The sequence below is a fragment of the Bacillus sp. PK5-006 genome, assembly GCF_054161415.1.
Window position 1 is genome coordinate 3,597,868 of record NZ_CP096414.1, and the last position, 14,064, is coordinate 3,611,931.

Below are 14,064 nucleotides of genomic sequence, written 5' to 3' on the forward strand. Positions count from 1 at the left end.
CTATAATATGTGTTTTCTATTTGAATTAAAGTTTGATTTCGATATCTACACCAGATGGTAAATCTAAACGCATAAGTGCATCAACTGTTTGCGGAGTTGGATTCACGATGTCGATTAGACGTTTGTGAGTACGCATCTCGAATTGCTCACGAGAATCTTTGTACTTATGCACCGCACGAAGGATTGTGTAAACTGATTTTTCAGTTGGAAGCGGAATTGGACCAGATACACTAGCACCAGAACGCTTAGCCGTTTCAACAATCTTCTCAGCAGATTGATCAAGAATTCTATGATCATATGCTTTTAAACGAATACGAATTTTTTGTTTTGCCATTATTTTCCCTCCTTTTCGCCTACTTACGTTAGACAGTTCTCCGTGAGAAAAACCTGATCACCTCGCCATGGCAAAGCGGCCGGGTGTGTCAGCAACCTCTCACTTCATCGCAGTCAAAGACCAACATGCACTATTGTACCAAATTGGCCTGCGTGTTGCAATAATAAATCGGATAAATTTATGATTTGCACACTTTTCATATTATACAGGGATTCAGCCTATAAATCAAGCTTTCCCTGAAGATGATGTATAGCAGTCTTTCTTATAATACGTATAAATTCATCTGGCTCTTCAATATGCGGAGAATGTGCAGAGTCTTTAAAGGTAAACCATTCTTTGATTGGTGCTTTTAATTGATCAACATATGGTTTTGATACAGCAGCTGGTGTAATCATGTCGTGATCGCCAATGAGAAAGTAGCACGGTATTAATATAGTAGAAACTCGGTATTGAATACTCTCATTCATGAGCTGATCCCATAATTTGTCTTGACTAAACTTCTGCCCTTTTATGAACTTCCATTTATCTTTCAGCTGATATTGCTTACTAAAAAGAAACCCTTTTAGTATTTGAAAAACCGGCTTCCATCTATGTGTGAGACCTACGCTCGCAAACTCTTTATATAGAGAAAATAAGGCATGAGCTGATGTCCGTTTCCATGGGGGAGGCGTCAGTAATCGCAGACACCCAGCAAACAGCCGATTGCGATGGTATTTCTTCAAAAGGAGCTCGTATGATACGATATCTTCCTTTAACACATCTACTACCTGACTAATCCCATAATAAGCATGATAAAGATCCGGACGCTTATGTACTGCTTGTATGGCAATTAATGATCCCCACGAGTATCCTGCGATATACAATTTTGAATGACCTAGATAAGATAGGATCTTCTCTGTCAATTCAATCGTGTCTTCAATAAATTGCTGAATGGTCATCGATGCATCGGGAAGATTCTCTTGATAGGAAAGTCCTGCGCCACGCTGATCCCAATGGACAACTGTAAAGTCTTGGTCAAGTTCCTCGAGAAAGGAATCAATATAACTGATTTGAGCTGAGCCGGGCCCACCGTGTAAAAATAAAAGTACAGGCTTCGTTTCACTCGTCTGATCTTCTTTCATGCTAATCCATTGGTCAATTCCACCGATCGACCATTTTTTCAAATATGTCTTTGCCATTCCAGCGATCCTCTCGGTTCCATTTAGATTCTATAGCTTATAGTAGCCGTTCTGATCTGGAAAAGCAAAAAAAGAGACCCTTTTGCAAGGAGTCTCTTTTGTATGTTTATTACTTAATGATAGTTGAAACGACACCAGAACCTACAGTACGTCCACCCTCACGGATAGAGAAACGAGTTCCTTCTTCGATAGCGATAGTAGAGATAAGTTCAACTTCCATCTCAGTGTTATCGCCAGGCATTACCATTTCAGTACCTTCTGGAAGATGTACGATACCAGTTACGTCAGTTGTACGGAAGTAGAACTGCGGACGGTAGTTAGCGAAGAATGGAGTATGACGTCCACCCTCTTCTTTAGAAAGTACATAAACTTCAGCTTTGAAACGGCTGTGTGGAGTGATTGTACCTGGTTTAGCAAGTACTTGACCACGTTGGATATCTTCACGAGATACACCACGAAGTAGTGCACCGATGTTGTCACCAGCTTCAGCATAGTCAAGAAGTTTACGGAACATTTCAACACCTGTAACAGTTGTTTTACCGTTTTCTTCTTGAAGACCGATGATTTCAACTTCGTCACCGACTTTAACTTGTCCACGCTCAACACGACCAGTAGCAACTGTTCCACGACCAGTGATTGAGAATACGTCCTCAACTGGCATCATGAATGGCTTCTCAGTGTCACGCTCTGGAGTTGGGATGTACTCATCAACCGCATCCATAAGTTCAAAGATTTTTGCTTCGTAATCAGCATCTCCTTCAAGAGCTTTAAGAGCAGAACCTTTGATAACTGGTACATCGTCACCAGGGAAGTCATAGTCAGAAAGAAGGTCACGAACTTCCATTTCAACAAGTTCAAGTAACTCTTCATCGTCAACCATGTCACATTTGTTAAGGAATACTACGATGTATGGTACACCTACGTTACGAGAAAGTAGGATGTGCTCACGTGTTTGTGGCATTGGACCATCAGCAGCAGATACTACTAAGATCGCGCCGTCCATTTGAGCAGCACCAGTGATCATGTTTTTAACATAGTCAGCGTGTCCTGGGCAGTCTACGTGTGCATAGTGACGAGTTTCAGTTTCATACTCAACGTGTGCAGTTGAGATTGTGATTCCACGCTCGCGCTCTTCTGGAGCACCATCGATTTGGTCATAAGCCATAGCTGTACCTTTACCAGATTTCTTATGAAGAACTGTTGAGATAGCAGCAGTTAGAGTTGTTTTACCATGGTCAACGTGTCCAATTGTACCAATGTTAGCATGCGATTTGGAACGGTCGAATTTTTCTTTAGCCATTCTAAAAATCCTCCTTAAAGGTTCATTGTATTTGGTATAGAGTGATAGAAAGTGAAGAGTTACCTCTCACTTTCTGATCTTCAATAGTAGTTATACTTTAGTTTAAAGGCAAAATCAATTATTCACCTTTATTTTTTTTGATGATTTCTTCACTGATGCTCTTAGGCACTTCTTCGTAGTGATCCATGTGCATAGTGAAAGTACCGCGTCCTTGTGTGTTAGAACGGAGTGCAGTAGCATATCCGAACATTTCAGAAAGTGGAACCATAGCGCGAACAACTTGAGCGTTACCGCGAGCTTCCATACCTTCTACACGTCCACGACGAGATGTGATATCACCCATGATGTCTCCCATGTATTCTTCAGGGATAACGACTTCCACTTTCATCATTGGCTCAAGTAGAACTGGGTTACATTTGCTGACAGCATTTTTCAATGCCATAGATGCAGCAATTTTGAACGCCATTTCGTTCGAGTCAACATCGTGGTAAGATCCATCAAATAATTTTGCTTTGATGTCGATTAATGGGAATCCAGCTAATACACCATTTTCAAGTGAATCTTCAAGACCTGCTTGAATTGCTGGGATGTATTCACGTGGAACAACCCCACCGACGATTGCATTTTCAAATTCGAAGCCTGCGCCTTCTTCGTTTGGTTCGAACTCGATCCAAACGTGTCCGAACTGACCGCGTCCACCAGACTGACGTACGAATTTACCTTCAACTTTTGCACCAGAACGGAATGTTTCACGGTACGCAACCTGAGGAGCACCTACGTTAGCTTCAACCTTGAACTCACGCTTCATACGGTCAACAATGATATCAAGGTGAAGCTCACCCATACCAGAGATGATCGTTTGACCAGTTTCAGGGTTTGTTTGTGTACGGAATGTTGGATCCTCTTCAGCTAGTTTAGCTAAAGCGATACTCATTTTATCTTGGTCAGCCTTAGATTTAGGCTCGATAGCTACATCGATTACTGGCTCTGGGAATTCCATAGACTCAAGGATAACAAGATTTTTCTCGTCACAAAGAGTGTCACCAGTAGAAGTATCTTTAAGACCTACAGCTGCTGCGATATCCCCTGCATATACAGTAGAGATTTCTTCACGGCTGTTTGCGTGCATTTGAAGGATACGTCCAACACGTTCACGCTTGTTCTTAGAAGAGTTCTTCACGTATGAACCAGAATCAAGTGTTCCAGAGTATACGCGGAAGAAAGTTAGTTTCCCAACATAAGGGTCAGTCATAACTTTAAATGCAAGAGCTGCGAATGGTGCGTCATCAGTAGACTCACGAACAACCTCTTCATTTGAATCTGGCAGGATACCTTTGATTGCAGCAACATCAGTTGGTGCAGGAAGGTAGTCAAGCACAGCGTCAAGTACAAGCTGAACACCTTTGTTTTTGAAAGCAGATCCAACAAGAACTGGGTAGAATTCAACATTCAATGTTCCTTTACGGATTGCAGCTTTCAATTCAGGAATTGTGATTTCTTCACCCTCAAGGTATTTTTCCATAAGCTCTTCATCAAGCTCAGCGACAGCTTCAATTAGGCTGCTGCGAAGCTCTTCAGCTTTGTCTTTATACTCAGCAGGGATTTCTTTAGCATCAGAGCGAGTTCCAAGGTCATCTTCGTAGAAGTATGCTACGTTTTCTACAAGGTCGATGATTCCTTCGAATTGATCTTCAGCGCCGATCGGCAATTGAATTGCATGAGCGTTCGCTTGAAGACGATCTCTTAATGTGCTTACAGAGTAAAGGAAGTCCGCACCGGTTTTATCCATTTTGTTAACGAATACGATACGAGGAACTCCGTAAGTTGTTGCTTGGCGCCAAACTGTTTCAGTTTGTGGCTCTACACCTGATTGTGCATCAAGAACAGCAACCGCACCATCAAGTACACGTAAAGAACGTTCAACTTCAACAGTGAAGTCTACGTGTCCTGGTGTATCGATGATGTTTACACGGTAACCTTTCCATTGTGCTGTAGTAGCAGCAGAAGTGATTGTAATACCACGTTCTTGCTCCTGCTCCATCCAGTCCATTTGTGAAGCTCCTTCGTGAGTTTCACCAATTTTATGGATACGACCAGTGTAGTATAAGATACGCTCAGTCGTTGTCGTTTTACCGGCATCGATGTGAGCCATGATACCAATATTACGAGTTTTGTCTAAGGAGAACTCTCTTGCCATTGGGTAATTTCTCCTTCCTCATTAGGGAATAGTTTTTTTAGTTTGGTATAAATCCTACCAGCGGTAGTGAGCGAATGCTTTGTTCGCTTCTGCCATTTTGTGTGTATCTTCACGTTTCTTAACAGCAGCACCAGTGTTGTTAGCTGCGTCAAGGATTTCGTTAGCAAGACGCTCTTCCATCGTTTTTTCTCCACGAAGACGAGCGTAGTTTACTAACCAGCGAAGACCTAAAGTAGTACGACGGTCTGGGCGAACTTCTACAGGAACTTGGTAGTTAGCTCCACCTACACGACGTGCTTTAACTTCAAGAACTGGCATGATGTTTTTCAAGGCTTGTTCGAAAACCTCCATCGCTTCATTACCAGTACGTTCTTTGATGATATCAAATGACTTGTAGAGAATTGTTTGTGCTTTTCCTCTTTTACCGTCGATCATCATTTTGTTGATCAAACGAGATACAAGTTTAGAATTGTAAATTGGATCTGGCAATACGTCTCTTTTTGCTACAGGACCTTTACGTGGCATCTGAATAGCCTCCCTTCTCTTTTAAAAGGATTTCTATCTGTCTCTCATCTCAATATCATTGTCAGTTACCTGACTCCACTGATCTGATATCAACTTCTAAAAACCCTTATGTTTGTTTGTATTATTTGCTTTGTTTAGGGCGTTTTGTTCCGTATTTAGAACGTCCTTGCATACGACCGTCAACTCCGGCAGTATCAAGCGCACCACGAACGATGTGGTAACGTACACCCGGTAAGTCTTTTACACGTCCGCCACGGATAAGTACTACACTGTGCTCTTGTAGGTTATGTCCGATACCAGGAATGTAAGCTGTTACTTCAATCAGGTTAGACAAACGTACACGAGCATATTTACGTAGTGCTGAGTTTGGTTTTTTCGGTGTCATTGTACCGACACGAGTACAAACCCCGCGCTTCTGTGGAGATGTTACGTTAGTGTGCTCTTTTTTGAAACTGTTGTATCCTTTGTTAAGTGCAGGAGACTTTGAGTTTTCAACTTTACTCACGCGTCCTTTGCGTACTAGCTGATTAATTGTAGGCATGTTGTTATTCCTCCCTTCATTACTTTTTTTATAACCCACATACCCAGGTGGTTCATCAAAAGGCAAAAAACAATGCTTTTGCATTTTAAGCATGCAAAAACAAAACAAGTACGTTATAACATAATGGCAACAGCTGCTGCCCCAACTTCAATTCCGCAGGCCTTGCCGAGCTTTTTCATGGAATCTACCACTAAAATGTCTACACCCTTCTCTTGTGCTAGTTTCAATACACTAGCAGTTAAAGCAGGATCAGCATCTTTCGCTACGACGACTTCCTTTACTGAATCTCGTTTCAGAGCTTTTACTGTTTGCTTCGTACCGATAATAATGGATTGAGCCTGTGATACTTTATCATAAGACATCGAATATCCTCCAAAGTAACAGGTTTTATTTTGAGCACCTTGGTTATATTATCATCATGGCAGAAGGATGTCAATATCGTATGACAGATTATCTTGACATCCTTCACCATTTTTGATGATTTTATAGGAATCTCACGAGAAAGATTACTCTACAGGAACCATATCTTCAGACGGCTGCACTTGCGAAACCGGCTTAACTTTACGGTAGTTTGGCATTCCCGTTCCAGCAGGAACAAGTTTACCAATGATCACATTCTCTTTCAAGCCAAGCAGTTCATCACGTTTTCCTTTGATCGCCGCATCTGTTAGGACACGAGTCGTTTCTTGGAAGGACGCCGCAGACAAGAATGAGTCTGTTTCAAGCGAAGCTTTTGTAATACCAAGAAGAACTGGACGGCCTGTTGCAGGACGTTTGCCTTCGAATAGTACTTTTTTGTTCGCTTCAGTGAATTGATGTACATCAAGAAGTGTGCCTGGTAATACGTCTGTATCCCCTGCATCAGCGACACGCACTTTACGAAGCATTTGGCGAACCATTACCTCTACGTGCTTATCTCCGATTTCTACCCCTTGCATACGGTATACTTTTTGTACTTCATGAAGCAGATATTCTTGAACAGCTGTCATGTCAGTCACTTTAAGAAGTTCTTTCGGATCGATCGAACCTTCTGTCAGTACTTGACCACGAGTAACTGTGTCACCTTCAACAACTTTCAGACGCGCATTGTAAGGAGCTGTGTATGAGCGAGTTTCAACTTCGCCTTGAACCACAATTTCCTGCTGCTTGTCACGAACATCGTTAATTTCAGCAACGACACCATCAATTTCAGAAATTGTCGCTTGCCCTTTCGGATTACGCGCTTCAAATAGCTCTTGGATACGAGGTAGACCTTGAGTGATATCGTCTCCTGCTACCCCACCGGTGTGGAACGTACGCATTGTAAGCTGTGTTCCTGGCTCACCGATTGATTGTGCAGCGATGATTCCAACTGCTTCACCGACTTCAACGTCAGTACCAGTTGCAAGGTTACGGCCGTAGCATCGTTTACATACACCATGAGGCGTGTTACATGTAAATGCAGAACGGATCCATACTTCCTCAATTCCTGCTTCAACTACTTCAAGTGCTTTATCTTCATCAATTAGTTCGTTTTCGGCTACAATGACTTCGCCTGTTTCAGGATGAACAATTGGTTTTCTTGCAAAACGTCCGATCAGACGTTCTTCAAGTTTCTCAATAATTTCATTTCCTTCTTTAATAGACTTCGCCAAGATTCCACGGTCTGTACCGCAATCTGTTTCACGGATGATGACATCCTGTGCAACGTCAACGAGACGACGCGTGAGGTAACCTGAGTCAGCTGTTTTAAGGGCTGTATCGGCAAGACCTTTACGCGCACCGTGAGTGGAAATAAAGTATTCCAATACGGTTAAACCTTCACGGAAACTAGATTTAATCGGAAGTTCGATGATACGTCCAGCCGGGTTGGCCATCAGACCACGCATACCAGCCAGCTGAGTGAAGTTAGATGCGTTACCACGCGCTCCAGAGTCACTCATCATGTAGATTGGGTTGACTTCATCAAGGGACTTCATCAGTTTACCTTGGATCACATCTTTAGAAGAACTCCAGATTGAAATAACTCTCTCATAACGCTCTTCTTCAGTAATCAAACCACGTCTGAATTGCTTCATGACGTTATCTACTTTTGCTTGTGCTTCTTCAAGAATTTGCTGCTTATCATCTAATACGACGATATCAGACACACCAACCGTAATACCGGCTTTAGTAGAGTATCTGAAACCAAGATTTTTCATGCGGTCAAGCATTTTAGATGTCTCAGTGATATGGAATCTCTTAAAGATTTCTGCAATGATTTTACCTAAAATACCTTTTTTGAACGGCGCATTGATTTCTTGTTTCTCGATCGCAGCTTTTACATCCTCACCTTTTTCAAGGAAGAAACGATCAGGCGTTTTTTCTTCAATATTGCTCTTTGTCGGCTCATTCATGTATGGGAATGATTCCGGTAAGATTTCGTTAAAGATCAGTTTTCCAACTGTTGTAATCAACAATTTAGAACGCTGTTCATCAGTGAATGTCACATTCTTCAACGAGCTAGCTGCAACAGCTACACGTGTATGAAGATGCACATAACCATTTTGATAAGCTAGAAGGGCTTCGTCAGTATCTTTGAAGACCATACCTTCTCCGATAGCACCTTTGCGCTCAAGTGTAAGGTAGTAGTTACCAAGCACCATATCCTGAGATGGCGTAACAACTGGTTTTCCATCTTTCGGGTTCAAAATGTTTTGAGCCGCAAGCATTAAGATACGAGCTTCAGCTTGAGCTTCAGCAGACAATGGTACGTGAACCGCCATTTGGTCACCGTCAAAGTCAGCGTTGTAGGCTGTACATACAAGTGGATGCAGACGAATTGCGCGTCCTTCCACAAGTGTAGGTTCAAACGCTTGAATACCAAGTCTGTGAAGAGTCGGTGCACGGTTTAGTAAGACTGGATGCTCACGAATAACTGATTCTAAAACATCCCATACTTCCGGCTGCACGCGCTCAATTTTACGCTTCGCACTCTTGATGTTGTGAGCTAATCCTTTTTCAACAAGCTCCTTCATCACGAATGGTTTGAATAATTCAAGAGCCATTTCTTTCGGAAGTCCACACTGATACATTTTCAAATGTGGTCCTACGACGATAACGGAACGTCCAGAATAGTCAACACGTTTACCAAGCAAGTTTTGACGGAAACGTCCTTGTTTCCCTTTCAGCATGTGAGAAAGAGATTTCAATGGTCGATTTCCTGGTCCTGTTACTGGTCGGCCTCTACGTCCATTATCAATCAAGGCATCGACAGCTTCTTGAAGCATACGCTTCTCGTTCTGAACGATGATGCTTGGCGCGCCAAGATCTAATAAACGCTTCAGACGATTGTTACGGTTGATGACACGACGATAAAGGTCGTTCAAGTCAGAAGTAGCAAAACGTCCACCATCAAGCTGAACCATTGGACGTAATTCTGGCGGAATAACCGGAAGTACATCAAGAATCATCCAAGATGGTTTGTTTCCTGAGTTACGGAAGGCTTCTAACACTTCAAGGCGTTTGATCGCACGTGTACGGCGCTGTCCTTGAGCAGTTTTCAGCTCTTCTTTCAGTGTATCTACTTCTTTTACAAGATCGATATCTTGAAGAAGTTTGTTGATTGCTTCTGCACCCATAGCTGCTTGGAATGTATTACCGTATTTATCTAAATAAGCACGGAATTCTTTCTCAGAAAGAAGTTGTTTCTTCTCAAGCGGTGTATTGCCCGGATCTGTCACGACGTAAGAAGCGAAGTAGATCACTTCTTCTAACGCACGTGGTGACATATCAAGAACAAGACCCATACGGCTTGGGATACCTTTGAAATACCAAATGTGGGAAACTGGGGCAGCCAGTTCGATATGCCCCATTCTCTCACGACGGACTTTTGCCCGTGTTACTTCTACACCACAACGGTCACATACAACACCCTTATACCGAACGCGTTTATACTTCCCACAATGACATTCCCAGTCTTTTTGCGGTCCGAAGATACGTTCACAAAAGAGACCATCTTTTTCAGGTTTCAGTGTACGATAGTTAATCGTTTCAGGCTTTTTCACTTCACCAAAAGACCAAGAACGGATTTTATCAGGTGATGCGAGACCGATGTTCATATACTCAAAATTGTTCACATCTAGCAAGGGGCCTACCTCCCTTTTAATCTTCGGGTTATACCCTAGTCACTTGCTCTAATCGTTTCTGCTATTCTTTTGTGACTGCGTCACGTTCAAGATCGACAGGTGCGAGGTCTGCAGCATCTTCGTCATTAGATAACGCTAATCCGTCTGCTTTCTTCGTTTCCTCATCGTCTTCTAAATCTCTCATTTCTATCTCTTCTTCATCGCCAGAAAGGATTTTCACATCCATACCTAAACTTTGAAGTTCTTTGATTAACACTTTGAATGATTCAGGGACACCTGGTTCAGGTACGTTATCCCCTTTGACGATGGCTTCGTATGTTTTCACACGACCCACAACGTCATCCGATTTAACTGTTAAGATCTCTTGAAGTGTATATGCTGCACCGTAAGCTTCAAGTGCCCATACTTCCATCTCTCCGAAACGCTGACCACCAAACTGTGCTTTACCGCCAAGTGGCTGCTGCGTAACAAGTGAGTATGGTCCAGTTGAACGAGCGTGAAGTTTATCGTCAACCATGTGAGCCAGTTTGATCATGTACATGATTCCGACAGATACACGGTTGTCGAATGGTTCACCAGTTCGACCGTCATAAAGGACTGTTTTCGCATCACGGGACATACCTGCTTCTTCAAGCGTTTCCCAAACATCTTCCTCGCGCGCACCATCAAATACTGGTGACGCAATGTGGATACCAAGGTAACGTGCAGCCATACCCATATGAAGCTCAAGTACCTGACCGATGTTCATACGAGATGGTACCCCTAGAGGGTTTAACATGATATCGATCGGTGTTCCGTCTGGAAGATACGGCATATCTTCTTCTGGAAGGATTTTAGAGATAACCCCTTTGTTACCATGTCGTCCGGCCATTTTGTCACCTTCAGAAATCTTACGCTTCTGAACGATGTATACGCGGACTAACTGGTTTACACCTGGAGGTAATTCATCTCCATCTTCACGGTTAAAGACTTTTACATCGTGGATAATTCCGCCGCCGCCGTGTGGAACACGTAGTGACGTATCACGAACTTCACGAGCCTTTTCACCGAAGATTGCATGTAATAGACGTTCTTCAGCTGTTAGTTCAGTTACACCTTTAGGCGTTACTTTCCCTACAAGAAGGTCTCCGTCTTTTACTTCTGCACCAATACGGATGATTCCGCGCTCGTCAAGGTTGCGTAAAGCATCTTCCCCAACGTTTGGAATATCACGAGTGATTTCTTCTGGTCCAAGCTTTGTATCACGAGCTTCTGATTCATATTCTTCAATATGAATAGACGTGTAGACGTCATCTTTTACAAGGCGCTCACTCATGATGATCGCATCCTCGTAGTTGTAACCGTCCCAAGTCATGAAGCCGACCATGACGTTACGTCCTAGAGCCAATTCACCTTTTTCCATAGAAGGACCGTCTGCAAGGATTTCCCCTTTAACGACTTCATCTCCAACACTTACGATAGGACGCTGGTTGTAGCAAGTCCCTTGGTTAGAGCGGACAAATTTCAGCAGGCTGTATTTGTCTAGGTTTCCTTTGACTTGTTGTCCGTCAACGTCTTCATAACGGCGAACCCAAATATTTTTTGCTTCTACACGTTCTACAACACCTGGGTAGCGGCAGATGACAGCAGCACCAGAGTCTTTACCTGATACGTACTCCATACCTGTACCAACAATCGGTGATTCTGGCTGCATCAAAGGCACAGCCTGACGCTGCATGTTCGCTCCCATTAGAGCACGGTTAGAGTCATCGTTTTCTAAGAATGGGATACATGCTGTCGCTGCAGAAACAACCTGCTTTGGCGAAACGTCCATGTAGTCAACGCGGTTTCGAGGAACAACGGTGTTTTCCCCTCTGAAACGAGCAATGATATTATCATCGATAAACGAACCATCATCAGCTAACTGAGCGTTCGCTTGTGCTACTACGTAGTTATCCTCTTCATCAGCAGTTAAGTAATCGATTCTCGGTGTCACTTTACCAGTTTCAGGATCAACCCGGCGGTAAGGTGTTTCGATAAATCCGAAGCGATTCACTTTTGCAAATGAAGATAGAGAGTTGATCAAACCAATGTTTGGACCCTCTGGTGTTTCAATCGGACACATACGTCCATAGTGAGAGTAGTGAACGTCACGAACTTCCATTCCTGCACGCTCACGTGTCAAACCACCCGGTCCAAGCGCTGACAGACGACGTTTGTGCGTCAATTCAGCAAGCGGGTTTGTTTGATCCATGAACTGAGAAAGCTGAGAACTACCAAAGAACTCTTTGATAGAAGCGATCACAGGACGAATGTTGATCAGCTGCTGAGGTGTGATCGTGTTTGTGTCTTGAATTGACATTCTTTCACGGACAACACGCTCCATTCTGCTTAGACCAATACGGAATTGGTTTTGCAGAAGTTCACCTACAGAACGCAGACGACGGTTACCAAGGTGGTCGATATCATCTGTGTCACCTACACCATGAAGAAGGTTGAAGAAGTAACTGATTGACGCAATGATGTCAGAAGGCGTGATGTTTTTCACAGCTTCCTCTACATATGCATTACCAATCACGTTGATCACTTGCTCGCCTTCTTGATCAGTCGGTGCATAAATCTTAATAGATTGAAGTTCTACTTCATCTTCTACTACGCCACCATTAGGATAAAGCTTTCTAAATCCGATGCCGTTTTCTAAGTATGGAAGAACTTTATCAAGAACTCTTCTGTCTAAAATTTGACCTTTTTCTGCTAGAATTTCACCTGTTTCAGGATCAACTAGCGTTTCAGCCAATTTTTGATTGAACAGTCTATTTTTAATATGAAGCTTCTTATTAATCTTGTAGCGTCCAACATTTGCTAGGTCATATCTCTTCGGATCGAAGAAGCGAGAGTCTAGCAAGCTTTTCGCATTTTCAACAGTTGGCGGTTCTCCAGGACGGAGGCGCTCGTAGATTTCGAGAAGTGCTTTATCCGCATTCTCTGTATTGTCTTTTTCCAGTGTGTTGCGTAAGTATTCATTCTCGCCAATGAGGTCAAGAATCTCTTGATCAGAGCTGAAGCCGAGAGCACGCAAAAGAACCGTAACCGGCAACTTACGTGTGCGATCGATGCGTACATAGACTACATCCTTCGCATCAGTTTCGTATTCTAACCATGCGCCACGGTTTGGAATGACAGTCGCAGTAAAACCTTTTTTACCGTTTTTGTCTACTTTACCACTGAAATATACACTTGGAGAACGCACTAACTGAGAAACGATTACACGTTCCGCACCATTAATGATAAAAGTACCTGTGTCTGTCATGATTGGGAAATCTCCCATGAACACATCTTGGTCTTTTACTTCTCCTGTTTCTTTGTTAATTAAACGAACTTTTACTCTTAGTGGAGCAGAGTAAGTTACATCACGTTCTTTTGATTCTGCTACAGGATACTTAGGATCCCCTAGGCTGTAATCAATGAATTCAAGAGAAAGGTTACCAGTAAAATCCTCAATTGGGGATATATCTTGAAACATCTCTCTAAGACCCTCATCAAGAAACCACTGATAAGAAGAGGTTTGAATTTCAATGAGATTTGGTAATTCTAACACTTCGCTTATGCGTGCGTAGCTTCTGCGCTGGCGGTGTCGTCCATACTGAACTAGTTGACCTGTCAACTGATTCACCCCTCAAATCATGCGTATTATATGTGTAAAAAGTATTTCTGTCTTTCAAATGTCAGTAAAGAAATACTTTTACAAGACAAAAGAAAAAAGGGTTTCTAAAATAAGAAAACCACATCCAAAAACAAATACCGATTTTATTAGTTTTCCCAAGTATGCATAATTTATACAAAATAGTTGTTTTTTAAGCCTATCAAGCAAAATATACACATTGGCATTTTATAATGTTAACAC

Annotated in this window: 9 protein-coding genes; all 9 read right to left on the reverse strand. The window is 42.6% G+C overall.

Annotated elements, in window-relative coordinates; genetic code table 11:
* Window positions 1-25: 25 nt before the first annotated feature.
* Window positions 26-334, reverse strand: coding sequence for a 30S ribosomal protein S10 (gene rpsJ, locus M1D84_RS18350; RefSeq protein WP_003156464.1), 309 nt, complete (start codon window positions 332-334; stop codon window positions 26-28).
* 218 nt (window positions 335-552) lie between these two features.
* Window positions 553-1,512, reverse strand: a complete 960-nt coding sequence (locus tag M1D84_RS18355; protein WP_122632212.1) for an alpha/beta fold hydrolase — start codon at window positions 1,510-1,512, stop codon at window positions 553-555.
* 109 nt (window positions 1,513-1,621) lie between these two features.
* On the reverse strand, window positions 1,622-2,812 hold the full coding sequence (gene tuf, locus M1D84_RS18360) for an elongation factor Tu (RefSeq protein WP_034283892.1): 1,191 nt from the start codon (window positions 2,810-2,812) through the stop codon (window positions 1,622-1,624).
* A 118-nt stretch (window positions 2,813-2,930) separates the two neighbouring features.
* Entirely contained in the window at window positions 2,931-5,009 is a 2,079-nt protein-coding gene (gene fusA / locus M1D84_RS18365) for an elongation factor G (RefSeq protein WP_024425594.1), read from the reverse strand.
* A 54-nt stretch (window positions 5,010-5,063) separates the two neighbouring features.
* Window positions 5,064-5,534, reverse strand: coding sequence for a 30S ribosomal protein S7 (rpsG, locus tag M1D84_RS18370; RefSeq protein WP_008356520.1), 471 nt, complete (start codon window positions 5,532-5,534; stop codon window positions 5,064-5,066).
* Between the two features lie 121 nt (window positions 5,535-5,655).
* Window positions 5,656-6,075, reverse strand: a complete 420-nt coding sequence (gene rpsL / locus M1D84_RS18375) for a 30S ribosomal protein S12 (protein WP_008356518.1) — start codon at window positions 6,073-6,075, stop codon at window positions 5,656-5,658.
* Window positions 6,076-6,188: 113 nt separating this feature from the next.
* Window positions 6,189-6,437, reverse strand: a complete 249-nt coding sequence (locus tag M1D84_RS18380; RefSeq protein WP_024425593.1) for a 50S ribosomal protein L7ae-like protein — start codon at window positions 6,435-6,437, stop codon at window positions 6,189-6,191.
* A 144-nt stretch (window positions 6,438-6,581) separates the two neighbouring features.
* Window positions 6,582-10,181: a DNA-directed RNA polymerase subunit beta' gene (rpoC, locus tag M1D84_RS18385; RefSeq protein WP_213405164.1), complete on the reverse strand. Its 3,600-nt coding sequence runs from the start codon at window positions 10,179-10,181 to the stop codon at window positions 6,582-6,584.
* Between the two features lie 61 nt (window positions 10,182-10,242).
* Window positions 10,243-13,824, reverse strand: coding sequence for a DNA-directed RNA polymerase subunit beta (gene rpoB, locus M1D84_RS18390; RefSeq protein WP_024425866.1), 3,582 nt, complete (start codon window positions 13,822-13,824; stop codon window positions 10,243-10,245).
* Between the last annotated feature and the right edge of the window lie 240 nt (window positions 13,825-14,064).